This window comes from Candidatus Pelagibacter sp. PS_10_02 (assembly GCF_059418005.1).
Genome location: NZ_CM182076.1, coordinates 465,981 through 490,314 on the forward strand (window position 1 = coordinate 465,981; position 24,334 = coordinate 490,314).

Genomic DNA, 24,334 nt, shown 5'->3' on the forward strand with positions numbered 1-24,334 from the left:
TTTTTAAACTATTTTATTAGAAGTTTCTATATAAAGATACTAAAACACCCTGAACTTTTACTCTATCTGGGCCAAATATTTTAGTTTCATAATTTCTATTTGCACTTTCAAGTGCTACAGTTTTGCCTTTTCTTCTAATTCTTTTAAGCATTGCTTCATGCTCATCTATTAAAGCTACAACAATTTTTCCATTATCAGCTGTATCAGTTCTTTTAATAATTACTGTGTCTCCTTCATTGATACCTGCTTCAATCATAGAATCTCCTTGAACTTTAAGCCCAAAATATTGGCCATTCTTTTCTAGATTACTTGGAAGTGGTATTCTAGCAACCTCATTTTGAATTGCTTCTACTGGAGTTCCAGCAGCAATCTTACCTAGAACAGGTATTTCAATTTCATCTGCATTAGTTGTATCGTTGTCCAATCCACCCTTAATAACACTAGGTGAAAAGCTATTGTAAATATCATTTGCCGAAGCTGTCTCAGGTAGTTTTATAACTTCTAGAGCTCTTGCTTTGTGAGCCAATCTTTTAATAAACCCTCTCTCTTCTAAAGCGCTTATTAATCTATGAATTCCTGACTTTGATTTTAAATTTAAAGAATCTTTCATCTCCTCGTATGAAGGTGAAACACCTGAAGCTCTCAACTTTTTGTTGATAAATAAAAGCAAGTTTTTTTGTTTTTTTGTAAGCATAAGAACAAATATCGTACAAATAATGTTCTATAAAAGTTCTTATTAATTAACAATAGCTAAATAAGTAAGTAAAATAGGGTTTAATTTGACTTTAAAACTGAAAATATAGAATTTTCTGATAAATTTTTTAAAAGTGATTCTCCTATTAAAAAAGTTTTAATAGAGGTTTTATTTTTCAAATCTAAAAGTTCATCTTTTGTTTTAATTCCACTTTCAGAAATTAATGGTCCTTGGTGTTTAGCAAGTACATTATGAATATCGTAGGTTGTATTAATATCAGTCATTAGTGTTTTTAAGTTTCTATTATTAATTCCAATTAAAGCATCTTTAAAATTCAAAGATTTTTCTGCTTCTTCTACAGTGTGCACTTCAACAATAACTGACATATTATATCTTAATGCTTCTTCATATAATTCATGAGCCAAATCATCTGATACACCTGCAAGAATAATTAAAATTGCATCAGCTCCATAACTTTTAGCCAATGGTATTTGAAATTTATCAATAAAAAAATCTTTACATAAAATTGGTAAATTAAATTGTTGTTTAATTTTACTAATATGAATTAAATTTCCTAAAAAAAAATCTTCTTCTGTAAGAACTGATAAGCAAGTTACTTTATTTTCATTATAAATTTTTGCAATTTCAACTGGATTGTAATCATTTATAATTATACCTGCTGATGGACTAGCTTTCTTAATTTCACCTATTATTGAAATTTTGTCTTGTATTATATTATTTTCAATTTTTTCTTTAAAATTAATATAAGAGCTATTTTTATCTATAATTTCATTTAAAGAATCTAAGCTAGTTGATTTTTTTAATAAATCTATTCTTTCTATTTTTTTTGTAATTATGTTATTTAATATATTTTCAGACATTTTGAATTTTTTCTAAATGAGAGTAGGGTTTGCCTGATAAAATAAATTCTCTTGAAAAATTATAAGCATCTAAAAAGTTTGTAAACTTTTCACTAACTATTAATCCAGCAGCTGCATTCAAACAAACAGCTTTTGAAAAATCATTATCTTTACCTTTAAATATTTCAATCATTTTATTAGCATTAAAATTAGCATCATCACCAATTAAATTATCGAATTTATCTGCATTAACATTAAGAGATTTTGGATCAATTGTAATTTCAGATATCTCACCATCTTTTAATTGAATTACATTTGTATTTGCATAAGGGGATATCTCATCCAAACCATCTTCACTGTTTACAATCCATGCAAATTTAATATTTAAATTTCGAAGTCCTTCTGCAAATATCTTTAGTAATTTTTTATCAAAAACACCAACAACTTGTCTATCAACTAAAGCTGGGTTGCTTAATGGACCGATCATATTAAAAATAGTTCTTTTGCCAATTTTCTTTCTAACAGGACCAACAAATCTCATTGCGCTGTGATAATTGGGAGCAAACATAAAACCAAAGTTATTATTGTTGATTTCTTTTTCTATATCGTTTGGCTCAAGATCTATTTTAATTTTAAGAGCTTCTAAAACATCCCCAGAACCACATTTTGATGATACGGCTTTATTACCGTGTTTAGCTACTTTTGTACCCATACTGGCCAATAATAAAGCAGAAGCAGTTGAAATATTTAAAGTATTCATGCCATCTCCACCAGTTCCACAGGTATCAACACAATCGGCAACGTTTACTCTTTTTGATTTTTCTCTAAGGACATAAACACCTCCTGCTATTTCATCTGAAACTTCACCTTTTTCAGAGAGCAGGGTTAAAAAGTTATAAATCTCCTCTTCATTAGCTTTTCCAGTCATTAATAATTCAAAGGCAGATTTACTTTCTGCAAAAGTTAAATCTTGCTTTTTTCTTAATTTTTCTAGAATTTCTTTCATAGATTAATAATTAATAAAGTTTTTTAATATTTTCATTCCTAATTTAGTTTTAATACTTTCCGGATGAAATTGAACACCATGAATGTTGTATTCTTTATGCATAATACCCATTATAACGCCATCATTAGTTTCAGCGGTGATTTTAAGCTGACTAGATAAAGTTTTCTTATCAATAATTAAACTATGATATCTAGTGGCCTCAAAATTTAAGGGTAGATTTTTTAAAATTCCAATTTTTTTGGACTTTATTCTGCTAGTTTTGCCATGCATAACTTTTTTTGCTTGAATTATTTTTGAACCAAAAACTTGGCCAATTATTTGATGCCCTAAACATACACCCAAAATTGGCACTTGCTTATAAAGTGATTTAACAATGTTAATACAATTACCAGATTGATTTGGGTTACCTGGTCCAGGGGAAATTACAATCCTATCATATCTTTTTTTGATAATTTCTTTAACATTAATTTTATCATTTCTAACAACATCAACATTTACCTTTAATGATGAAAGATAATGGTAGAGATTAAATGTAAAGCTATCATAGTTATCTATTAGTAAAAGTTTCATTATTTTAATGCGTTTAGTAATGCTTTCGCTTTGTTTATAGTTTCTTCATATTCTTTTATTGGATTACTATCAGCAACTATACCTGCACCAGCTTGTACATAAAATTTATCTTTCTTTGCTATAGCTGTTCGTAGAGCAATGCAGGTGTCAAATTCCCCATTCGAAGAAAAGTAGCCGATGCCTCCAGCATAAACTTTTCTTTTTGATGTTTCCAATTCATCAATAATCTCCATTGCTCTTATTTTAGGCGCGCCAGAAACAGTTCCAGCAGGAAAACCGGCGAGTAAGGTTTTAAATTTAGTGAATTTTTTATTATATATTCCAATCACATTTGAAACTATATGCATAACGTGGGAATATTTTTCAATTATAAAACTTTCTGTAACTTTAATTGAATTAATTTTTGAGACTTTACCCGCATCATTTCTACCAAGGTCTAATAACATTAGATGTTCTGAAAGTTCTTTTTTATCATTTAATAAATCTTTGGCTAAAAAGTTGTCTTCTTTTACATCTTTGCCTCTTGGTCTAGTGCCAGCTATTGGTCTTACTGTTATCTTATTATCTCTAAGTCTAACCAAGATTTCAGGACTCGCACCAATTATTTGAAAATCTGTAAAATTAAAAAAATACATAAATGGAGAAGGGTTTGTATTTCTTAATTTTTTATAAATATCTAATGGACTTTTAGATAGTTTTGCCTCAAATCTTTGACTTAAGACAACCTGAAATATATCTCCAAGCTTAATATACTTCTTAGCTTTTGTAATCATGGCCAGAAACTTATTTTTTGAAGTATTAGATTTAACTTTAAAATTAGAAAATGATGTTGTTAGTGGTGAAGTCTTTTTAAAAGAAGACTCTATTAATAATCTTTCAATATCTTCTTTAATTCTTAAATATGCTTTTTTATAGTTTGATATTTTTTTATCTTTAAAAACATTTACTATGTAGAAAATCTTTTTTTTTAGATTGTCATGAATAATTACAGTTTGAGGTCTTAACAATCTAACATCTGGTAATTTTAAATCATCTTTACATTTGTTAGGTATTTTTTCTATATATCTAATTGAGTCATAAGAAAAGTAACCGGAAATTAAAGAACAAATAGGAGGAAGACTAGCAGGTGTTTTAAAATTAAAACTTTCAATTATTCTTTCTATAATTTTATCAGGTGAACCTTTAATTCTTTTTTTAGATTTATTTTCAATTAGGTAAGATTTATCATTATTAAATTCCCAAATTTTATCAGGATTTTTTCCAAATATTGTATATCTTCCTTTTATTTTTCCTTTTTCAACCGACTCAAAAATAAAGCTATTTTTTTCAACAAGAAAATTTTCGATTAAATTTAAAATTTCTGTATTATCTTTTATCTTTCTAGAGACAAAAAGTACTTGATTTGTTTTTTTTTGGTGCTGGCGCTTAAATTCAGAAAAGCTTTTATTGAGCATTATTTAAAATAATTTTTAACTCGATCAACGGCTGAGTCATTTACAACAACATCATATTTAGTATTCAAAAAGAAATCATATGATTTTAAGATACTATTTTTATTTTGAGCACTTCCTTTAATGGATGCATCAGTAAATTCTTTTGATTTGTAATCAACATTGTTTATATCAAAAGCTAATGTTTGAGCTAAATATACATTGTTTTTACTATCTGCCACTAAAGTAAAAGTTTTTAATGGTAAAGAATATAAAACTTTAATTGAATTTATTTCAAATTTTTTATCATCTTTTATTGAATTTAATTTAATTCTTTTAATTTTATCAGAGCCTAATTTTGAAAAGGAATTTTGATCAAATTCTTTTTTATTAATCTTATCTAAAATATCTTTATTGAATGCAAACTTTTCTTTTTCAAATAAAAGGTTTGTTATTTGTTTTCTAAATTTTTCATCTTTGATGCCTGGTAATTTTGAATTTAATTGAGATATGTTATATAATGTATAATTACCATTATATTCAATAATATCTATTTTGTTTTTTCTTGAATTATAAATTAAATTTTTTATATCCTCTTTGTTATCTAAATTAATATAGTTAACCACTTTATTAGCTTTCAAATTTAGCTCTTTTATAATTTGTGAAAAATTAATATTTTTTGAAACTTGATTTTCAATTGCATCAATTTTATCAAAAAAAGCTTGATTGAATTCACTTAATCCTGTCATATTATTAGGATTTAGATTCACATACTCAAAATTAATGTAGTCTTGCACAAGCTTATCTGAATTTTCAGTAATAAAATTATTTATATCAATTTCAGTAAATTCATCTTTTTTTTTATAAAATAAATTTAAATCAAGATAATCAATTTCTAATTTACTATTTTGTTCTTTATAAAATGTATCTATTAAAAAATCAGGAGTCTTGGTGCCTCCACCGATGTAAGTAAACAGTTGTTTTTGTAATTCATCATTTTTTAATTTGATTTCGAAGGCTGGTGCAGATGAATTGTTTGTTAGTAAAAATTTTTCATATAAGGTTCTTTGAAAATTACCTTTATCATCCATAAAATTTTTGTTAGACATAATTTTTTGTGCAATGATCTCTTTAGAGACAGAAAGACCCAAATCATTTATTTCTAGATCCAATAATGTAGTTGAGACCAATGCTGATAAAAGTTCTTCAATAATACCATTATCAATATTATTTTTTATTACTTGATTGCTTAATCCAGATTGATTTAAATAATCAACATAGTTTTGAGTTGAAATTTTAGTACTATTAATCTTAGCTATATTATTTTGATTGCTGGTGTTAAACCCACCACCAAACCCTCCAAAACCAAATGCAATAATAATGACAATTATTAATGCTAATCCAGCAATTTTATTCTTTGTAAAATTTTTAAAAGTACTAATCATTGCTTTATATATTTATTGAACTAAAATAAATCTATAGATTAATTCTTTCATAATGACAAATAAATATATGTATTTTGTAGCTAACTGGAAAATGTATGGAAGCCTAACTTCACTAAATTCATTGAATAAAGTTATTAAATTTTCAAAATCAAAAAATATCAAGAAAGGTAGATTGATCTATTGTCCTCCCTTTACTTTGATTGATGCATTTTCAAAAAAATTCAAAAATTGTCAAATAGGTATTGGTGGTCAAAATTGTCATGAAGGTGATGATTATGGACCTTATACAGGCTCTATCAATTCACATATGTTAAAAAATATTGGTGCACAATTTGTAATCATTGGTCATTCCGAAAATAGAGCTGAGGGTGAGACTGATAAAGTTATCAATCTTAAAATTAAAAGTGCTCTTAAATCAAAATTAAAAGTCATTTTTTGTATTGGTGAAACCTTAAAAGAAAAAAAACAAAAAAAAACAAAATCAACTTTATCTAAACAAATTCATTTTGGATTAAAAAATATTAAAAACAAAGCAAACATATTTATTGCCTATGAACCTGTTTGGTCTATAGGAAGTGGAGTTATTCCTACTCATAAGGATCTTTTTGATACAATTAAGTTTATTAAGAATAAATTTAGAGATAAGCCTCTAAGAGTTTTATATGGTGGCTCTGTAAATCCTAAGAATATTATTAATCTTAAAAAAGTTAATAATCTTGATGGTTTTTTAGTTGGTGGAGCATCACAAAATGCTAAAAAATTTATTGATATAGTTAAAAAAACGTATAGTTAAACGCAATGGAAAATATTCTTCTAGTAGTAAATCTTATACTAGCTTTTATTCTGGTTCTTTTAATACTTACTCAAAAATCAGAGGGTGGAGCTTTAGGTATTGGAATGTCTCAAGATAATTTTATGCTTTCAAGATCTGCAGGTAATTTCATGAGCAAAGCAACAGCAATTGTTGCTACTCTTTTTATAGTTTGTAGCCTCTTACTTACTATTATATCTCGGGGTGAGCTAACTCCAACATCTTCTGTACTAGATGTAATTGAGGAAAAATCTGATGATACACCGTCGATTCCAGAAAATAACAATTAAGTCTTTTCAATTAATAAAATAATCGCTATAAGATAATTCCATGGCGCGATTTATATTTGTCACTGGCGGCGTGGTTTCCTCTCTTGGTAAAGGTCTCTCTTCTGCATCTCTTGCTTATTTATTACAATCTAGAGGTTACAAAGTTCGTTTAAGAAAATTAGACCCATATTTAAATGTAGATCCAGGAACAATGAGTCCGTTTCAACATGGGGAAGTGTTTGTAACAGATGATGGTGCTGAAACTGATTTAGATTTAGGTCATTATGAGAGATTTTCTGGAGTAACTGCAAAGAAAACAGACAATATTACAACTGGAAAAATTTATAGTGATGTTCTTAAAAAAGAAAGAAAAGGACAGTATCTTGGAAAAACTGTTCAGGTTATTCCCCACATCACTGATAGAATTAAAGAGTTTATTAAATATGACACTACCAAAGAAGATTTTGTAATTTGTGAAATAGGAGGCATAGTAGGTGATATCGAAAGCCTTCCATTTGTAGAAGCTATAAGACAATTTTCTAACGATGTTGGTAAGAAAAATTCATTATTTATTCATTTAACTCTAGTGCCTTATTTAAAAGCATCAGACGAAATTAAAACAAAACCAACTCAACACTCTGTAAAAGAATTAAGAAGTATTGGTATTCAACCTGATATAATAATTTGCAGATCAGAAAGACCTATCCCTTTAGAGCACAGAAAAAAAATATCCTTGTTCTGTAATGTTGATATTAGAAATGTAATTGAAACCGTTGATGTAAAAACAATTTATGAAGCACCAATTAGTTTTGCAAAAGAAAAATTAGATGTTCAGGTTTTAAATCATTTTAAACTAAAATCTAAAAGATCTAATAATTTAGTACCATGGAAAAAAATAACCAAAGTTACCCTAAATACAAAGAGACAAGTTGATATTGCAATTATTGGAAAATACGTTGAATTAAAAGATGCTTATAAATCTTTAGATGAAGCACTTACTCATGGAGGCATTACTAATAATCTTAAAGTTAATTTAGTAAGAATTGATTCTGAACAACTAAAAGTTTCACAAATTAAAGAGAAACTAAAAAATGTTTCGGGAATTTTAATTCCAGGAGGTTTTGGTAAAAGAGGAACAGAGGGAAAAATTGAGGCCATTAAATATGCAAGGATAAATAAAATTCCTTTTCTTGGAATTTGTTATGGTATGCAAATGGCAATTATAGAGTTTGCAAGGAATCAATTAAAGATTAAAAAAGCAACCTCTTCTGAATTTGATAAAAAAGGAGTTCACTTAATTGGCTTAATGCATGAGTGGGAAAAAAGTGGAGGAAAAGTTAAAGGCACAGATAAAGATCTTGGTGGAACCATGAGGCTTGGTTCTTACGATGCAATTTTAAAAGAGAAATCTAAAATTAGAGATATTTATAAATCTAGATTAATTAAAGAAAGACATAGACATAGATACGAAGTGGATATTTCATATAAAGAAAAATTTGAGAAGAAAGGGTTAATATTTTCAGGTTTATCCCCAGATAAAAAGCTTCCAGAGATTATCGAACTCAAAAATCACCCTTGGTTTATAGGAGTTCAGTTTCATCCTGAATTTAAATCTAGACCTTTAGATCCTCATCCTTTATTCTCTTCTTTTATTAGAGCTGCAAAAAAATATAAATGAAAAATATAAAAGTTAATTGTGGAAATATTGAAATTGCTAATAATAATAAGATTTGTATTATAGCTGGACCTTGCCAACTTGAGACAGAGCAACATGCCATGGATATGGCTGGAAAAATTAAAGAGATTACCTCTAAATTTAAGATGGGTTTTATTTATAAAACCTCTTTTGATAAAGCAAACAGAACAAGTCTAAAAGGAAAGAGAGGGGCAGGTCTTGAACAATCTTTACCAATTTTTGACAAAATTAAAAAAGAGTTAGATGTACCAATTTTAACTGACATCCATAATATTGAACAATGTTCAGTTGTTGCAAGCCATGCAGATATATTGCAAATTCCAGCTTTTTTATGCAGACAGACAGATTTGTTGGTTGCCGCAGCAAAAACTGGAAAGATTATAAATGTTAAAAAAGGTCAATTTCTTGCACCTTGGGACATGGTTAATGTAACCAAAAAAATATCAGACTCTGGGAATGAAAATATCCTGGTAACTGAAAGAGGTGCGAGTTTTGGATACAACACACTTGTTTCTGATATGAGATCTTTACCAATAATGGCAAAAAATGGTTATCCAGTTATTTTTGATGCTACACATTCAGTACAACAACCTGGAGGGTTAGGAGAAACTAGTGGTGGTCAAAGAGAATTTGTTGAATATCTTGCAAGGGCTGCAGTTGCAGTAGGTGTTGCTGGAGTATTTATTGAAACTCACCAAGATCCAGACAACGCACCGTCTGATGGACCAAATATGGTACCTTTAGATAAATTAGAAAATCTATTATCCCAACTATTTGAAATCGATAATTTAATAAAAAAATAGATGAGTAAGATTTTTAAGATTAGAGCTCGTCAAGTATTTGACAGTCGTGGTAATCCTACTATTGAAGCTGAAGTTTATTCTAAGAATCAAAGTGCATCAGCTATTTGTCCTTCAGGTGCCTCTACAGGAACGTATGAAGCATTTGAAAAAAGAGACAAAAATAACAAAAGATATCTTGGTAAAAGTGTTTTTAATGCAATTGATGTAATTAATACTAAAATTTCTAAAAAGCTAAAAGGTATTAATATTCATGATCAAATTCGTATTGACACTATATTAATTAATCTTGATGGCACAAGACAAAAAACAAATTTAGGAGCTAACGCTATACTTGCTGTATCAATGGCTGCAAAAAAACTATCAGCAAAAATTAAAAAAACACCATTATTTAAAACTTTTTTAGTTAAGAATAATTTTAGTTTACCTTATCCACTAATGAATATTATTAATGGTGGGGCTCATGCAAATAATGGTTTGAGAATCCAAGAATTTATGATCAGACCAGATAAAGCCAAAAATTTTTCTGAAGCAATGAGAATTTGTTTTTTAGTAATAAGCAGTTTAAGAGAACTTATTAAAAAAAAGAATCTATCTACATCTGTTGGCGATGAAGGTGGTTTTGCACCTATGATTGATAGCAATGAAAAAGCTTTAGACTTAATTGTATCAGCAATAAAAGCTGCAGGCTTTAAAAATGGTAAAGATGTTTCAATTTGTTTAGATGTTGCGGCTAATGAGCTATTTAAAAGTAAAAAATATTCAATTCATTCAAAAAAATTTATTTCAGTAGATCAGACAATTAATAAATATCTAAAAATTATAAATAAATATAAGATAAAATCAATTGAAGACCCTTTTGCTGAAAATGATTGGACTTCATGGAGTAATTTAATGAAATCTACAAAGAATGTTCAAATTGTAGGTGATGATCTTTATGTTACAAATTTAGAGAGACTTAAAAAAGGTTTTCTAAATAATTCATCAAATTCAATTCTTATTAAGTTAAACCAAATTGGCACTGTTTCTGAAACACTTGAGGTTATAAAATTTGCTCAAATCATTGGCTACAAAACAATTATATCTCATCGATCTGGAGATAGTGAAGATACTTTTATAGCCGACCTTGCTGTTGGAACTAATTCCAATCAAATTAAAACTGGTTCTCTTACAAGATCTGAAAGAGTTGCAAAATATAATCAACTATTACGTATAGAAGAACAGCTTGGTAAAAAAGTAAAAATGAATAAGATTCATTAATGTTGAGTAAAATTAAGAAAAATTATTTTTTATTAATCTCTACTTTTTTAATACTCTATTTCTTTTTTAATTTACTCGATGGGGAAAGAGGTCTTTTTTCATACTTTAAAAAAAAAGAAGTTTTATTGAATTTAACAAAAGAAGAAGCAGATTTAAGAAATAAAATTAAAGATTTAGAGTTCAAGAATTCTTTATTAAGTGAAAATCTTGATTTAGATTACGTTGAAACACTATTACGTGAAAAGTTTTTATTTGGAAAAGAAGGTGAGACCCTCTATATAATTAAAAAGAATGACAATTAAACCAAGACACCCAGAAAAAGTTAACAAACCAGTAAATCCAATTAAAAAAAAACCTGATTGGATTAGGTCTAAATTAACTAACAGCAAAGAATTCTTCTTAACTAAGACTATTGTTAATCAAAATAATTTAGTAACAGTTTGTCAGGAAGCTAATTGTCCAAATATTACTGAATGTTGGAGTAAGCGACATGCTACATTTATGATTATGGGCGATACTTGCACTAGAGCATGTGCTTTCTGTGATGTTAAAACAGGAAAGCCTGAAAACTTAGATCCATTTGAGGCTTACAAAATTTCAAATGCAGTTCACAAGCTTAATCTTAAGCATGTTGTAATAACTTCTGTTGATAGAGACGATTTAGATGATGGAGGTTCCAATCATTTTTTTGATGTAATTACAGCTACAAGAAAAAAAAATCCAAATACTTCAATCGAAGTTTTAACCCCAGATTTTTTAAGAAAAGGGGATGCTTATAAAAAAATTTTAGAAGCAGACTTAGATGTTTTCAATCATAACATTGAAACAGTTCCAAGACTTTATTTAAAAGTTAGACCAGGTGCGAGATATTTTGGTTCATTGGAACTTTTAAAGAATGTAAAGAAAATTAATAAAAAAATTTTTACTAAATCAGGTCTAATGGTTGGTTTAGGAGAGAGTAAAGATGAATTAATTCAGGTAATGGATGACCTAAGGTCTGCTGATGTAGACTTTTTAACAATTGGGCAATATTTACAACCCTCAGTAAAACACCATCCGCTTGAGAGATATTATCATCCAGATGAATTTAAAGATTTAGAAAATATCGCAAAATCTAAAGGTTTTTTATTAGTCTCTTCTTCACCACTAACAAGATCTTCTTATCATGCTGATGAAGACTTTGCTAAACTTCAACAAAATAGATTAAATAAACATTAATGCCCAAAGCCTCAGTAACTAGGCAGATAGCTCGTGAAAAACAAAAATTAATTGATTTTGTTTTAGACATCGAAAAATATCCAGAATTTATACCTTTTTGTTTAGACTCAAAAGTCTATGAAAAAGAAGATAAACAAGACGAGATATTAATTATTGCAGATCTTACTATTGGTAAAAAACCTTTTGTAGATACTTATAAAAGTGATGTTCGTTATGATAAAAAAAATGATTCAATACATGTAACTAATATTGGTGGTCCTTTAAATCATCTTGAAAATAACTGGAAATTTATACAAAAAGAAAACTACACTGAAGTTCAATTTGATGTTGATTTTGAAATAAAAAATAAGTTTTTAAATTTAATTATGGAAAAATCTTTCCAATTTGGCTTAAACAAAATAGCTGATGCATTTCAAAAAAAGGCAGAAAATCTCTAAATTAGTGATTTTATAATTTTAAAAGTTTTCTTAATTGTAGATTTTTGGATAGCTTTTCTACTTTTTTCTTTAAATACATTTTTAGTAATAAATATTTTATTATTTTTTTTTATTCCAATATAAACTAGTCCAACAGGTTTTTTCTTAGTTCCACCATTTGGACCTGCAACACCTGTAATTGAAACATTAATTTGTGCTTTAGAAATTTTTGATAAATTTTTAACCATAGCCTTACAACATTGAGGGCTAACAGCTCCATATTTTTGAATAATGCTTTTATTTACTTTTAAAACAGTTATTTTTGCTTGATTTGAATAAGTGACAAGACCTATACCAAATACTTTTGAGGCTCCACTTACGGATGTTATTTCTGATGCAAGCATACCACCCGTACAAGACTCAGCAAAAGCAATCTTTAATTTTTTTTTAGTTAATATTTTTACTAAATTTTTCATTACAAAACATAACTTTTAATAATCATGAAACACACAAGTGTTAACACAACATAAAATCCAGCACAAATATCATCCATTATTACACCAAAACTATTTTTAAAGTTTTTATCAAAAAAGTTTACAGGAAATGGTTTTATGATATCAAAATATCTAAAAAGAATAAAAAATAGAGCATAATAAACGATAGCTTCACCATCATCTTTTGTTGTTCCATGAGATATCTCATAAAGATATATGGGTATCGATTGACCTAAAAATTCATCTATAATAATTTCACCTGGATCCTTATTTTCACTATTTTCTATATGATTTGAAACAGCATAAAATGAGTAAATAAATATTATTATCAAACCATATAAAATTATATTTGGTGAAACATTTAGAGTGTGGAATAGATAATAAAGAATAATTACAGTTGCCAGTGACCCAAATGTTCCAGGCATATATCTAATTTTGCCAAGACCAAACATAGTAACAAATAATGAGTTAAAAGTTTTAATCATTTTTAATAACTGAAGCTATTACTTCACAAGCTATAGCTTTTTCTTTACCAATTACACCTAACTTTTCAGTTGTTTTGCCTTTTATATTAATTTGACTTGGGGAGATATTACAAATTTTTGCAATACAGTTTAGTATTTGTTTTTTATATTTTTGAATTTTAGGTTTTTGAGTAATTATATTTATATCAAGATTATTGATTAGGTAGCCTTTTTTTACAGTTTGCTTAATTATTTCACTTAATAGAATTGTCGATCTAATATTTTTAAATTTCTTATTCTTATCTGAAAATTTTTCACCGATATCACCAATAGAACAAGCTCCAAGAATTGCATCAGTTATTGCATGTAACACAGGATCTCCATCTGAATGACCTAATGTACCAACAGATGAGGGTATTTTAATTCCACCTAAATAAAGTTTTTTTTTAGGAACCAATCTATGAACATCAAAACCAAGTCCAAATTTTACTAAATTGTTTAATTTAATATCTTTGTTTATTGTAATTTTATTATTGGTAAGCTCGCCTTTAATAATCTTTATTTTTTTACCAGCTCTTACAAATAAGTTGGCATCATCAGTAACATCTTCACTTTTATTATTTTGAAGTGCAAAAAGTTTTTTATAGTTAAATGCTTGAGGGGTTTGTATTAAATAAACATCCTCTCTTTTTAAGTTTTTAACAATATTTAAAGTTTTTTCCTTAATCGAATCTGATGTTTGAATAGCAGGAATTATGCAGTCATTTTTTTTTAATCCATCCATTAGTTTCTTTAAAAGTTTTAGAGAAAAATTTGGTCTTGCAGCATCATGAATTATTACGTGTTTAAAATTATTTTTTTTAATACTGTTTAGGGCCATATAAGCAGACTCTGCTCTAGTTTTACCGCCATTAATAATTTTGATATTTTTGATATTAAGTTTTTTGATATAATTTTTATGTTTTTTATTAATTACAAGAATAATTTTATTAAACTTATTAAATACCTTAGCTTTATCAATTGAATGTAATAATAAAGGCTTACCTTTATAATCTACATATGGTTTTGGAATATTTGAATTAAATCTTTTACTTTCGCCTCCAGCAAGTATTATAAAGCAACTATTCATGATAAAAATATATAACACATTATTTTGTCCACAATGATTGATTTTATAAAAAAAAATATATTTATCATTGTGATATTTTTAATCACTTTATTTGTAGGTTTTGTAACCTTTTTAACGTTTATTGATAAAAGTTTTTTAAAATTATCTGATGATAATCTCCAGCTATTATTAATTGGAAATATTGCATTATTAATACTTCTGTTTTTTATGATATTTTCAGAAGTAAGAAATTCTTTAAAGATAGATGTTGATGTAAGTGGTTCTAAAGCCAATAGAAAATATATAACATTTTTTGCATTATTTACTTTAATTCCTTCAATTTTAATTTCTTTATTTTCATTATTTCTACTTTCTTTTGCTCTTGATAAATATTTGGATAAAAAAATTACAACAGCAGTTAATAACTCTTATGAAATCGCAAAAAGTTATACTGAAGAAGTTAGAACTAAAACTCAATCAGAGATAATTTTAATTGCATTTGATTTAAACAAAAGTATTAATTTTTTAAACACAAACATTAATCAATTTAAAAGTTTTCTAAATACTCAAAAATTAATTAGAGGTATGGATGAGGTTCATATCATTGATGGTAATGGAAACTTATATCTATCAACTTTAGAAGATATGACTTTGTATACACCACCTTTAAGTGATGCTTTAGATATGGTTCGAAATGATAAAAGACCACTTAAGATTATTAATGCTTTTAAAAATCAAACAGCATCAATCATAAAACTTGAAAATTTTGACGGAAAGTATTTGTATATAATTAAATATTTAGATAAAAAAATTTCACAATATTTACTTGAGTCGCAAGAAGCACTTAATTTTTACTACACAGTTTTAAACAAACAAACTGGAATTAAGGTATCATTTGTATTTATTTATCTTGTTATAGTCTCATTATTATTATTCTTATCAATATCAATTGCTATAAGATTTTCATCAAGATTCTTTAGATCTATTAATAATTTGATTATAGCATCTTCTAATATCGGAGAAGGCAATCTTGATATTAAAGTACCAGAAATTAAAACTGATAAAGATATGGAATTATTAAATCAAAATTTTAATTTAATGATAGATCAACTAAAATCACAACAAGAAAAACTTATAATTAAAGAAAGACATGAAGCTTGGGAAAACTTAGCTAGAAAATTGGCTCATGAAATTAAAAACCCTCTTACACCTATTCAATTAACGATTGATAGATTAAAAAGTAAATATTCAGAAAAAGTAGCTGATCATGAAAAAGAAGACTTTTCTAAAAGTTTATTGATTATTGGAAAACAAATTAATCAAATAGAAAATTTAGTTAATGAATTTTCAGATTTTGCAAGAATGCCAAAACCAATTCTTAAAGATAACAACCTAGTTTCTTTAATAAAAGATAATATTAAATTAATAAATGAATTAGATGACAAAATTATTATAGATTTTAAGGCAAGCAAAGCTGACATATTGTTAAATTCTGATAATGAACAACTAAGTAGAGTATTCTTCAATTTGATTAAAAATTCTATAGAAAGCATACAAGAAAAAAAGATTAATAATATTGATTTGATTGGAAAAATTGACATTTATTTAAATGATAATGAAGAAAAAATTAATTTTAGTATTATTGATAATGGATTAGGGTTTGGAATATTTGCTGACAATTTAAATGATATTTTAAATCCTTACTTTACAACGAAAAAAAAAGGTACTGGCTTAGGTTTGTCTATTGTTAATAAAATAATAAATGATCATAATGGTAAAATAAATTTTATATCACTTGAAAATGGTGCCAAAATTGAAATTATATTCAAAAAATAATGAGTACTGAAATATTAATTATTGATGATAATGTGGATATTAGAAACATTATTAACGATCTAATTCTAGAAGCTGGTTATAAAACAAGATTGGCTGCAAACTATAATCAAGCATTAAATGAGATTGATAAAAAACTTCCAGATGTTGCAATTATAGATGTTAAGTTAGACAAGGGTGACAATGATGGTTTAGAACTTTTATCACATATTAAAACTAAAGATAAAAATATTCCAGTTATAATAATTACAGGGCATGCAAATGTTGAAATGGCGATCAAAGCTTTAAAAGCTGGTGCTTTCGAATTTATTGAAAAACCTTTTAATCAAGAAAGATTATTAAATTTTATTAATAGGGCTGTTGAAAACTTAAATCTTAGAAATAAAAATAAAGAATTTGAAAGTAAACTTTTTTATTCCTATGAATTAATTGGTGTTAGTGACAATATTAAAAAAATTAAAGATCAAATAAATAAAATATCAGTTTCTGAAAGTAGAATTTTCATTAATGGACCTACAGGCTCTGGTAAAGAATTGATTGCAAGAAAAATACATAAAGAATCCAAAAGACAGAAGGGTCCTTTTGTTATTCTGAATGGAGCATTACTTGATATTAAAAAATATGAATTAGAATTATTTGGTGAAGAAAAAGATAATGGTTCTATAACTTATGGTGCTTTAGAGAAATCATCAAAGGGTATACTTTTAATAGATGAAATTTCTGAAATCCCACTTGATACTCAATCTAAAATTTTAAGAGTTTTAATAGATCAAAAATTTAAGAGAATTAATGGCAATCATGATATTAATGTTGATGTGAGAATTATATGCTCATCTAGCAAAGATATAAAAAAAGAAATACAAAACGGTAATTTTAGAGAAGATTTATATCATCGTCTAAATGTATTTGAAATTAATATTGATTCTTTAAAAGATAGAGTTTCCGACATACCTTTGTTGGTTGAATATTTTTCTGAAAAAATCTCATCAAATTATAATTTAAAAAAACTAAGTATTGATACGGATAATAATTATTTACTTAATTATGATTGGCCAGGAAATGTTAGAGAATTAAGAAATTTAATAGAGAGAATAGCAATACTTTCGCCAGATAGTACTGATAAAATTTCTAATATCATTAAAGAATCTTTAAAAACGCCTGATATTAAGAATGTACCATCAGAAAACTCTTTATCTATACCATTAAAAGAAGCTAGAGAAAATTTTGAAAAAGAGTATTTAACTACACAATTAAAAAAATTTAATGGCAATATATCAAAAACTGCTGATTTTATTGGAATGGAAAGATCTGCTCTGCATAGAAAACTTAAAGGCTTGGGGATCAAGGAATTAAACTAAATGAATATTATAATTTGTGGAGCTGGTAGAGTAGGCTTTACCATAGCAAAAATTTTAAGTGAGCAAGGTCACTCAATAACGATCATAGATCAGTCTAGTGAAGATATCCAAAAAATTGATGATTTGTTAGATGTAAAATCTATTGTTGGAAAAGGAACATACCCATCGATTTTAGAAAAAGCGAATGCATCAGAAGCTGACATGATCATAGCTGTAACGCGTAATGATGAAATAAACATGTTGATATGCCAGATTGCTTTTTCTATTTTTAATGTACAAAAAAAAATTGCAAGAATTAGATCTCAAGATTATTTAAATCCAAAGTTTACTAGAGTTTATAATAAAGAAAATTTACCAATCGATGTTATCATTTCACCAGAAATTGAAATTGCAAAATCTATACAAAGAAAACTTGAGGCCCCGGGAGCATTGGACAATGTGCCTTTTGCAGATAATAAAATTAGGTTACTAGAAATTTTGATTAACGATAAATGCCCAATTATTAATATCAAACTTAATGATCTTACAAAAAAATTCCCAAAATTAGATGCTAATATTATGGGGGTTGTTAGAGATGATAAATTTATTATTCTTAAGAAAACAGATAAAATAATCAAAGGTGATAAAGCTTACGTGGTAATAAACGCATCTCAAATGAAAGAAACACTTATAGCGTTTGGTCATAATGAAAAAATATCAAATAAAATATTAATCATTGGAGGTGGAAATATTGGATTTAATCTTGCCAAAAACCTTGAGGAAAGCTTTGATTCAGCAAGAGTAAAAATTATTGAGAAAAATAAAGAAAGAGCGGAATTTATTGCAAGTGAACTCAATAATACGATTGTCATAAATGGTGATGCTTTAGATGAAGAAGTTCTAATGGAGGCTAATTTAGAAGAGGTGCAGACCGTTTTGGCTCTTACAAATGATGATGAAGATAATTTAATGGTTAGTGTATTGGTTGAAAAATTTACTAATGATAAAAGTGATATTAATGAAAAAAGAACAATGGCATTAATTAACAAGCCTAATTATGCTTTATTACAATCTTCTTTAAAAATAGATGACTTTATAGATCCACGAATGAATACAGTTTCAAGCATATTAAAACATGTTCATAAAGGAACGGTTGAAAATGCATACAGTATCTTAAATGGTGAATATGAAGTTATAGAGGCTGAAATTATTGAAAGTTCAGAGCTAGTTAATAAAGAATTAAAAAACGCTAATTTGCCTGATGAAATAAGAATTGGAGCGGTGTTAAGAGAAAAAGAAGTAATTATACCCAGATCCAATTTTGTATTTAAAAAAGAAGATATAATCGTATTGCTAGCAAAAAAAGATTTTTTACATGTTGTTGAAAACATGTTTCGTATAAGCTCTATTTAACCAAATGAATTATATTAAACTCATTTATTTGAGTGTCTTTTGTGGACTAATAGCAATCCTTTCTTTTTTTAATATAATTTATTCTTATTATTTGAATCTTTATCTTAATTTAAACACCTATGTTTATACTTTTATAATATCAGGTTTCTTAGCAATAATTTTTTCTTTAATTGATAAAAATAATGAAAATAAAATAACAATTTACTCTAAAATAATAACAATATTCTTTGGATATTTTTTATTACCATTAATTATTTCTATTCCATTTTATTTTAGCAATTATAACTTAACATTCATCGACTCTTATTTTGAGTCAATTTCTGGTTTTACTTCTACTGGTTTTACAATTTTTGATAATATTAAACATATTGATCAAGGGTTAATTTTATGGCGATCTTCTTCACAATGGGTAGGAGGTTTGTACTTCTTATTTTCTATTATACTTTTAATAGATATTTTTGATCATAGTTTTAAAAAGACATTAACTAATTTTTTATCTTTTAATAAAGCAGAAACCTTAAAACAATCTTTAAAAATTTTTCTATTATATTCACTAATCACTTTGATGATTTTTGTTATTCTTAATTTATCTGGAGTTAGGTTATTTAATTCATTAAACTTAGCAATGACAATTATTTCATCTGGTGGTTTTCTACCTACTACTTATCTATCAAGTATTTTGCTTAATGATTTTCAAATAATTATAACATCAATTTTAATGCTAACTTCATTTTTTAGTATCTTTTTAATTTATAATCTAACTTTTACAAAAAATCATAATATGAATTTTTTCAATGAAGATATTCATTTATTTTTTTATTTTGGAATATTAACAACAATATTTTTCATATTTTTAAATTTTGAAAACAATTTTATTGAATTATTTCTTTCTTTAACCAGTAGCGTTTCAAATATAGGTCTTTCTTTTGATAATAATTTGCCAAACTTATCATTTTTATTTTTAATTTTAGTTATTATTGGTGGTTCTTTTTTTTCAACAAGTTCAGGAATTAGGTTTTTGAAAATATATTCATTGTTTAAATATTCTATCAATGAAATTCTTTCTTACAGCAGACCAAAAAATATTTATATAAATAAGCATTTATTTTCTAAAGAGTTTTTTCAACTAGACGAAATTTATAAATACTTTTTATCAATTATAATCTTTATTTTGTCTTTATTGTTTTTGACTTTTTTATTAACTGCAAGCAATATTGAATTTGAAAATTCTTTTAAGTTATCAATATTAACATTAATGAATACTGTTAACTCTTCGATGTATGGTTTAGCTGATTTCAGCTTTTATGATCTTCATTTTTTAACCAAATATTGTCTAATATTTTTCATGGTTATTGGTAGATTAGAGTTATTAACTTTATTGATAATTTGTAAAAAATTCCTTTTTAAAAATTAAATTCGTATTATAAGTATGTTTATTAGAGTATTTTTGCGCCCTTAGCTCAGCTGGATAGAGCATCGGTTTTCTAAACCGAGGGTCGCACGTTCGAGTCGTGCAGGGCGCACCATATGCTACTTTTTTCCACAATTAGTTGAATATTTATTTTTGATAATACTAGATATAGGGGTTGTTATTTATTGCACCAAATGGTTAATTGCATCAATTCAATTTTATTGAATTATTTGTTAACAAATAAATAAAAACAGAGGAATAATAATGTTTAAATATGTAAAACAATTAACTTCTTTAGTTGCTGTATTTGCTGTTCTAGTTGCTTTTTCAACTGAAACAATGGCAGCTAAGAAATCAAAAACTCTTAAAAACACTCAGAAAAAAGGTTTTGTAAGATGTGGCGTATCTCAAGGTCTACCAGGATTTTCAAATGCTGATGCAGCTGGAAATTGGACTGGTGTTGACGTTGATGTATGTAGAGCGGTTGCTGCTGCAGTATTAGGTGATGCGAACAAAGTTAAGTTCACTCCACTAAGTGCTAAAGAAAGATTTACAGCTCTAACTTCAGGTGAGATTGATATCTTATCAAGAAACACAACTTGGACACTTTCTAGAGATGCTGACATTGGTCTAACATTTGTTGGAGTAAACTTCTACGATGGCCAAGGTTTCATGGTAAGAAAAGACTCAGGAATTACTTCTACGAGCCAATTCAAAAATGGAATCTCAGCATGTACTAACATCGGAACTACAACTGAACTTAATATGAGAGACTTCTTTAATTCAAAAGGAATTTCATATGAGCCAGTAGCTTTCGAAAAAGCTGATGAAGTTGTTGCAGCTTATGACTCAGGAAGATGTGATACTTACACAACTGACAAGTCTGGTTTAGCAGCACAAAGAACAAAAATGACTAACCCTGATGATCACATCGTGTTACCAGAGACTATTTCTAAAGAGCCTCTAGGACCTGTTGTACGTCAAGGTGATGCAGTTTGGGAAGACATCGTAAGATGGTCTCTAAACGTAATGATCGAAGCTGAAGAATACGGTATTACATCTTCAAACGCTGACATGATGAAAACTTCTGATAACCCACAAATCAAAAGACTTGTTGGTTCTGAAGGTGAAATGGGTGCAGCATTTGGTTTAGATAACGATTGGAGCTTAAGAATTATCAAACAAGTTGGTAATTACGGTGAAAGCTACAAGAGAAATATCGCTGATACTGGTATTTTACCTGATAGAGGTCCAAACCAATTATGGACTAAAGGTGGAATATTATACGTACCACCAGCAAGATAATTAATATCTAATAAAACATATAAAGGGCTAGATTTATCTAGCCCTTTTTTTATAATACCCTTCAAATGAAATTAAAAAAATTCTTACCTCAACTATTAACGTTATTATTTATAGTTTTAGTATTTGGTTTCTTTACCATGAATGCTCAAGAGAACATGGGCACAAGAGGTATTGAATTTGGTTTTGGTTTTTTAACTCAAGAGGCTTCATTTGATATACAGTTTTCTTTAATTGATTATGACGGATCACACTCTTATGCCAGAGCATATCTTGTTGGTTTGCTTAATACTTTATTAGTTGCCTTTATCGGAATTATTCTTGCGACAATACTAGGTATAATTGTTGGGGTTGCTAGATTGTCACCAAATTATTTGATTAGAAAAACTTCTTCTTTTTACATAGAATTTTTTAGAAATGTTCCATTATTATTACAGATTTTCTTTTGGTATTTTGCCGCTCTAAGAGCACTGCCAATGCCTCAAGATGCAACAATGATATTAGGGTCATCTTTCATGACCATCAAAGGTTTATATACACCAGCACCAATTTGGACAAATTTTGATGTTTTTTTAACAACATTAGTTGTTGCGCTTTTTTTAGTATTCTTTTTTGTAAAATTTGCAAAAAAGAAACAAGAACAAGAAGGTAAGCAGCTACCAGTTTTAATAATTTCATTACTTATTTTTATAGGACTGCCGCTTTTAACATTTTTAGTTGGTGGTGTTGATTTATCTTTCAGCTTTCCAGAGCTAAGAAAAATGTCTCAATCTTCTTACACATTTGATGGGGGTATGGGTATACCACCGGAGCTAATTGCATTAACTTTAGCCTTAACACTCTATACAGCAACATTTATTGCGGAAAATGTTAGAGCAGGTATTCAAGGCATTGGTAAAGGGCAAAAAGAAGCTGCTGCATCAATTGGCTTAACACCAAGTCAAGTTTTGAAATTAGTAATTATGCCTCAAGCATTAAGAATAATTATACCTCCAACTACTAATCAATACTTAAATTTAACTAAAAATTCTTCTTTAGCTGCAGCAATTGCATATCCAGATCTAGTTTTGGTTTTTGCGGGTACTGCGATGATGCAAACAGGAAAAGCAATTGAAATTGTTGGTATTACAATGGCCACATATTTAACTATTAGTATAGCAATTTCATTATTAATGAATTGGTACAACCAAAGAATAGCGATAAAGGAAAAATAATGAATTCAAAAAATTTTGATTTACCAAAATCTAAAATCCAATTAAGTAGAAATACCTCTCTAATTATTGGAGCTTTATTTTTTTTCTTAGGTATTTTTGATTTTTGTTTAAATAATTTTTTAGGTACAAATATTACCTCTTTTTTACCTAGGTTTATTAATTTTTTTACCCCTTTAATCTTTGGGGTCATTGGTCTTCATTTTATTAGAATTGAATTTTCAGGTATTAAAGTTTTAGATAGCCTAAATAAGAATATTAACCCAAGTAATTTCAATGCTGTTTTAAGTTTGTGTATTATTTTTCTTATAATATTCTCACTTCCTCCATTATTAAATTGGTTCATTTTTGATGCTAATATTTCAGGGGACACTAAAGAAGCGTGTACGGGCGGTGGTGCTTGTTGGGTTTATATTAAAGTTTGGTTTAATAGATTTATGTATGGAATGTATCCTAATGCTGAACAATGGAGAATTAATGTAACATTTGTTGCTGTATTAGCCTTTATGGCAGCTGGATTTTTTGTACCTGCTAAATTTAGAAATTATCTTTCTCTTTATTACACCCTTATTTTACCAATTATTTCCTTTGTCCTAATTTATTATTTGATTTCTGGAGGTTCTTTTGGACTTGAGTGGGTTGAAACAGGTGCGTGGGGTGGCTTATCTTTAACGTTTATTGTTTCTTTCTTCTCTTTAATTTTTTGCTTCCCAATAGGGATGATGTTGGCACTTGGTAGGAGATCTGATTTACCCATTGTTAAATATTCATCTCTTTCATTCATTGAATTTTGGAGAGGTGTGCCTTTAATAACAGTTTTATTTATGTCGGCAGTAATGTTTCCAATGTTTCTACCTGATGGAACATATGTGGATAAACTTATTAGAGTAGTTGTAGCCATTACTTTATTTGAAGCAGCTTATACAGCAGAAGTTATTAGGGGTGGTCTACAAGCCCTTCCTCGAGGTCAATATGATGCTGCTAAGTCACTTGGTATGGGTTACTGGAAACTTCATATCTTTGTTATTCTTCCACAAGCTTTAAAATTAGTAATCCCAGGAATAGCCAATACATTCTTAGCACTTGTAAAAGATACACCGCTAATTTTTGTAGTAGGTCTTTTAGAGGTGGTTGGTATGTTAAATTTAGCTAAAACAAATCCAAAATGGCTAGGATTTTCAATGGAAGGATATGTATTTGCTGGAATAATATTCTGGATTATTTGTTATAGTATGAGTAAATATAGTCAAAAATTAGAATTAAAATATAAAACAGATAGATAAATT

Annotated in this window: 24 protein-coding genes and 1 tRNA gene; 16 read left to right on the forward strand and 9 right to left on the reverse strand. The window is 27.5% G+C overall.

Annotated elements, in window-relative coordinates; translation table 11 throughout:
- Positions 1-16: 16 nt before the first annotated feature.
- The 6 genes from lexA to AC5SL1_RS02535 all read right to left on the reverse strand — a co-directional run bounded on the left by lexA (position 17) and on the right by AC5SL1_RS02535 (position 6,005).
- The gene (gene lexA, locus AC5SL1_RS02510; RefSeq protein ID WP_494600167.1) at positions 17-694 is read right to left on the reverse strand and encodes a transcriptional repressor LexA; all 678 of its coding nucleotides are present in this window, start codon (positions 692-694) and stop codon (positions 17-19) included.
- Positions 695-774: 80 nt separating this feature from the next.
- On the reverse strand, positions 775-1,575 hold the full coding sequence (locus AC5SL1_RS02515) for an indole-3-glycerol phosphate synthase TrpC (protein ID WP_494600168.1): 801 nt from the start codon (positions 1,573-1,575) through the stop codon (positions 775-777).
- Positions 1,568-2,560, reverse strand: coding sequence for an anthranilate phosphoribosyltransferase (gene trpD, locus AC5SL1_RS02520; protein ID WP_494600169.1), 993 nt, complete (start codon positions 2,558-2,560; stop codon positions 1,568-1,570). Before trpD ends, AC5SL1_RS02515 begins: the two co-directional genes overlap by 8 nt.
- Positions 2,561-2,563: 3 nt before the next feature.
- Positions 2,564-3,130, reverse strand: a complete 567-nt coding sequence (locus AC5SL1_RS02525; RefSeq protein WP_494600170.1) for an anthranilate synthase component II — start codon at positions 3,128-3,130, stop codon at positions 2,564-2,566.
- Positions 3,130-4,584: an anthranilate synthase component I gene (trpE, locus tag AC5SL1_RS02530; RefSeq protein ID WP_494600171.1), complete on the reverse strand. Its 1,455-nt coding sequence runs from the start codon at positions 4,582-4,584 to the stop codon at positions 3,130-3,132. Before trpE ends, AC5SL1_RS02525 begins: the two co-directional genes overlap by 1 nt.
- On the reverse strand, positions 4,584-6,005 hold the full coding sequence (locus tag AC5SL1_RS02535) for a SurA N-terminal domain-containing protein (RefSeq protein ID WP_494600172.1): 1,422 nt from the start codon (positions 6,003-6,005) through the stop codon (positions 4,584-4,586). Before AC5SL1_RS02535 ends, trpE begins: the two co-directional genes overlap by 1 nt.
- Positions 6,006-6,057: 52 nt before the next feature.
- Between AC5SL1_RS02535 and AC5SL1_RS02540 the strand changes: the two genes are divergently transcribed.
- From AC5SL1_RS02540 to AC5SL1_RS02575, 8 genes are read left to right on the forward strand one after another with little or no spacing between them, the layout of a single operon-like run.
- Positions 6,058-6,798: a triose-phosphate isomerase gene (locus AC5SL1_RS02540; RefSeq protein WP_494600173.1), complete on the forward strand. Its 741-nt coding sequence runs from the start codon at positions 6,058-6,060 to the stop codon at positions 6,796-6,798.
- 5 nt (positions 6,799-6,803) lie between these two features.
- A complete protein-coding gene (secG, locus tag AC5SL1_RS02545) occupies positions 6,804-7,106 on the forward strand; it encodes a preprotein translocase subunit SecG (RefSeq protein ID WP_494580620.1) in 303 nt (100 codons plus the stop codon).
- Positions 7,107-7,146: 40 nt separating this feature from the next.
- Complete coding sequence (gene pyrG / locus AC5SL1_RS02550; RefSeq protein WP_494580622.1) at positions 7,147-8,763, forward strand: CTP synthase; 1,617 nt, start codon at positions 7,147-7,149, stop codon at positions 8,761-8,763.
- Entirely contained in the window at positions 8,760-9,584 is an 825-nt protein-coding gene (gene kdsA, locus AC5SL1_RS02555) for a 3-deoxy-8-phosphooctulonate synthase (protein ID WP_271516684.1), read from the forward strand. Before pyrG ends, kdsA begins: the two co-directional genes overlap by 4 nt.
- Positions 9,585-10,841 (forward strand): phosphopyruvate hydratase, encoded by a 1,257-nt coding sequence (gene eno / locus AC5SL1_RS02560; protein ID WP_494600174.1) that lies wholly within the window; start codon positions 9,585-9,587, stop codon positions 10,839-10,841.
- The gene (locus AC5SL1_RS02565; RefSeq protein WP_494600175.1) at positions 10,841-11,143 is read left to right on the forward strand and encodes an FtsB family cell division protein; all 303 of its coding nucleotides are present in this window, start codon (positions 10,841-10,843) and stop codon (positions 11,141-11,143) included. The genes eno and AC5SL1_RS02565 overlap by 1 nt, the downstream gene beginning before the upstream one ends.
- The gene (gene lipA / locus AC5SL1_RS02570) at positions 11,133-12,059 is read left to right on the forward strand and encodes a lipoyl synthase (protein ID WP_494600176.1); all 927 of its coding nucleotides are present in this window, start codon (positions 11,133-11,135) and stop codon (positions 12,057-12,059) included. Before AC5SL1_RS02565 ends, lipA begins: the two co-directional genes overlap by 11 nt.
- The gene (locus tag AC5SL1_RS02575; RefSeq protein WP_494600177.1) at positions 12,059-12,496 is read left to right on the forward strand and encodes a type II toxin-antitoxin system RatA family toxin; all 438 of its coding nucleotides are present in this window, start codon (positions 12,059-12,061) and stop codon (positions 12,494-12,496) included. Before lipA ends, AC5SL1_RS02575 begins: the two co-directional genes overlap by 1 nt.
- Here AC5SL1_RS02575 and AC5SL1_RS02580 read toward each other — a convergent pair.
- The 3 genes from AC5SL1_RS02580 to ispD are packed head-to-tail and all read right to left on the reverse strand — an operon-like array spanning position 12,493 to position 14,562.
- Complete coding sequence (locus AC5SL1_RS02580; RefSeq protein ID WP_494600178.1) at positions 12,493-12,951, reverse strand: CinA family protein; 459 nt, start codon at positions 12,949-12,951, stop codon at positions 12,493-12,495. The genes AC5SL1_RS02575 and AC5SL1_RS02580 overlap by 4 nt on opposite strands.
- Complete coding sequence (locus AC5SL1_RS02585) at positions 12,951-13,454, reverse strand: phosphatidylglycerophosphatase A family protein (RefSeq protein ID WP_494600179.1); 504 nt, start codon at positions 13,452-13,454, stop codon at positions 12,951-12,953. Before AC5SL1_RS02585 ends, AC5SL1_RS02580 begins: the two co-directional genes overlap by 1 nt.
- The gene (gene ispD / locus AC5SL1_RS02590; protein WP_494600180.1) at positions 13,447-14,562 is read right to left on the reverse strand and encodes a 2-C-methyl-D-erythritol 4-phosphate cytidylyltransferase; all 1,116 of its coding nucleotides are present in this window, start codon (positions 14,560-14,562) and stop codon (positions 13,447-13,449) included. The genes AC5SL1_RS02585 and ispD overlap by 8 nt, the downstream gene beginning before the upstream one ends.
- A gap of 33 nt (positions 14,563-14,595) precedes the next feature.
- Here ispD and AC5SL1_RS02595 point away from each other — a divergent pair, with 33 nt between their 5' ends.
- The 8 genes from AC5SL1_RS02595 to AC5SL1_RS02630 all read left to right on the forward strand — a co-directional run bounded on the left by AC5SL1_RS02595 (position 14,596) and on the right by AC5SL1_RS02630 (position 24,331).
- Positions 14,596-16,377, forward strand: coding sequence for a sensor histidine kinase (locus tag AC5SL1_RS02595; protein ID WP_494580636.1), 1,782 nt, complete (start codon positions 14,596-14,598; stop codon positions 16,375-16,377).
- Complete coding sequence (locus AC5SL1_RS02600) at positions 16,377-17,732, forward strand: sigma-54-dependent transcriptional regulator (protein WP_494600181.1); 1,356 nt, start codon at positions 16,377-16,379, stop codon at positions 17,730-17,732. Before AC5SL1_RS02595 ends, AC5SL1_RS02600 begins: the two co-directional genes overlap by 1 nt.
- Positions 17,733-19,124: a Trk system potassium transporter TrkA gene (gene trkA, locus AC5SL1_RS02605; RefSeq protein WP_494573747.1), complete on the forward strand. Its 1,392-nt coding sequence runs from the start codon at positions 17,733-17,735 to the stop codon at positions 19,122-19,124.
- A gap of 4 nt (positions 19,125-19,128) precedes the next feature.
- Complete coding sequence (locus AC5SL1_RS02610; RefSeq protein ID WP_494600182.1) at positions 19,129-20,538, forward strand: TrkH family potassium uptake protein; 1,410 nt, start codon at positions 19,129-19,131, stop codon at positions 20,536-20,538.
- Positions 20,539-20,573: 35 nt separating this feature from the next.
- Positions 20,574-20,650, forward strand: a tRNA-Arg gene (locus AC5SL1_RS02615).
- Between the two features lie 149 nt (positions 20,651-20,799).
- The gene (locus AC5SL1_RS02620; protein ID WP_494573745.1) at positions 20,800-21,840 is read left to right on the forward strand and encodes an amino acid ABC transporter substrate-binding protein; all 1,041 of its coding nucleotides are present in this window, start codon (positions 20,800-20,802) and stop codon (positions 21,838-21,840) included.
- Between the two features lie 65 nt (positions 21,841-21,905).
- Entirely contained in the window at positions 21,906-23,051 is a 1,146-nt protein-coding gene (locus AC5SL1_RS02625) for an amino acid ABC transporter permease (RefSeq protein WP_494580644.1), read from the forward strand.
- The gene (locus AC5SL1_RS02630; protein ID WP_494600183.1) at positions 23,051-24,331 is read left to right on the forward strand and encodes an amino acid ABC transporter permease; all 1,281 of its coding nucleotides are present in this window, start codon (positions 23,051-23,053) and stop codon (positions 24,329-24,331) included. Before AC5SL1_RS02625 ends, AC5SL1_RS02630 begins: the two co-directional genes overlap by 1 nt.
- The last annotated feature ends 3 nt before the right edge of the window (positions 24,332-24,334 follow it).

What these genes read in the sequence shown, in the direction of transcription:
- AC5SL1_RS02630 (WP_494600183.1), top strand. Translation starts at nt 23,051, where the DNA reads ATGAATTCAAAAAATTTTGATTTACCAAAATCTAAAATCCAATTAAGT.
- AC5SL1_RS02595 (WP_494580636.1), top strand. Translation starts at nt 14,596, where the DNA reads ATGATTGATTTTATAAAAAAAAATATATTTATCATTGTGATATTTTTA.
- AC5SL1_RS02575 (WP_494600177.1), top strand. Translation starts at nt 12,059, where the DNA reads ATGCCCAAAGCCTCAGTAACTAGGCAGATAGCTCGTGAAAAACAAAAA.
- AC5SL1_RS02540 (WP_494600173.1), top strand. Translation starts at nt 6,058, where the DNA reads ATGACAAATAAATATATGTATTTTGTAGCTAACTGGAAAATGTATGGA.
- trkA (WP_494573747.1), top strand. Translation starts at nt 17,733, where the DNA reads ATGAATATTATAATTTGTGGAGCTGGTAGAGTAGGCTTTACCATAGCA.
- secG (WP_494580620.1), top strand. Translation starts at nt 6,804, where the DNA reads ATGGAAAATATTCTTCTAGTAGTAAATCTTATACTAGCTTTTATTCTG.
- eno (WP_494600174.1), top strand. Translation starts at nt 9,585, where the DNA reads ATGAGTAAGATTTTTAAGATTAGAGCTCGTCAAGTATTTGACAGTCGT.
- pyrG (WP_494580622.1), top strand. Translation starts at nt 7,147, where the DNA reads ATGGCGCGATTTATATTTGTCACTGGCGGCGTGGTTTCCTCTCTTGGT.
- AC5SL1_RS02620 (WP_494573745.1), top strand. Translation starts at nt 20,800, where the DNA reads ATGTTTAAATATGTAAAACAATTAACTTCTTTAGTTGCTGTATTTGCT.
- kdsA (WP_271516684.1), top strand. Translation starts at nt 8,760, where the DNA reads ATGAAAAATATAAAAGTTAATTGTGGAAATATTGAAATTGCTAATAAT.
- AC5SL1_RS02525 (WP_494600170.1), bottom strand. Translation starts at nt 3,130, where the DNA reads ATGAAACTTTTACTAATAGATAACTATGATAGCTTTACATTTAATCTC.
- AC5SL1_RS02565 (WP_494600175.1), top strand. Translation starts at nt 10,841, where the DNA reads ATGTTGAGTAAAATTAAGAAAAATTATTTTTTATTAATCTCTACTTTT.
- lipA (WP_494600176.1), top strand. Translation starts at nt 11,133, where the DNA reads ATGACAATTAAACCAAGACACCCAGAAAAAGTTAACAAACCAGTAAAT.
- AC5SL1_RS02515 (WP_494600168.1), bottom strand. Translation starts at nt 1,575, where the DNA reads ATGTCTGAAAATATATTAAATAACATAATTACAAAAAAAATAGAAAGA.
- AC5SL1_RS02600 (WP_494600181.1), top strand. Translation starts at nt 16,377, where the DNA reads ATGAGTACTGAAATATTAATTATTGATGATAATGTGGATATTAGAAAC.
- trpD (WP_494600169.1), bottom strand. Translation starts at nt 2,560, where the DNA reads ATGAAAGAAATTCTAGAAAAATTAAGAAAAAAGCAAGATTTAACTTTT.
- AC5SL1_RS02585 (WP_494600179.1), bottom strand. Translation starts at nt 13,454, where the DNA reads ATGATTAAAACTTTTAACTCATTATTTGTTACTATGTTTGGTCTTGGC.
- trpE (WP_494600171.1), bottom strand. Translation starts at nt 4,584, where the DNA reads ATGCTCAATAAAAGCTTTTCTGAATTTAAGCGCCAGCACCAAAAAAAA.
- AC5SL1_RS02580 (WP_494600178.1), bottom strand. Translation starts at nt 12,951, where the DNA reads ATGAAAAATTTAGTAAAAATATTAACTAAAAAAAAATTAAAGATTGCT.
- AC5SL1_RS02535 (WP_494600172.1), bottom strand. Translation starts at nt 6,005, where the DNA reads ATGATTAGTACTTTTAAAAATTTTACAAAGAATAAAATTGCTGGATTA.
- ispD (WP_494600180.1), bottom strand. Translation starts at nt 14,562, where the DNA reads ATGAATAGTTGCTTTATAATACTTGCTGGAGGCGAAAGTAAAAGATTT.
- AC5SL1_RS02625 (WP_494580644.1), top strand. Translation starts at nt 21,906, where the DNA reads ATGAAATTAAAAAAATTCTTACCTCAACTATTAACGTTATTATTTATA.
- AC5SL1_RS02610 (WP_494600182.1), top strand. Translation starts at nt 19,129, where the DNA reads ATGAATTATATTAAACTCATTTATTTGAGTGTCTTTTGTGGACTAATA.
- lexA (WP_494600167.1), bottom strand. Translation starts at nt 694, where the DNA reads ATGCTTACAAAAAAACAAAAAAACTTGCTTTTATTTATCAACAAAAAG.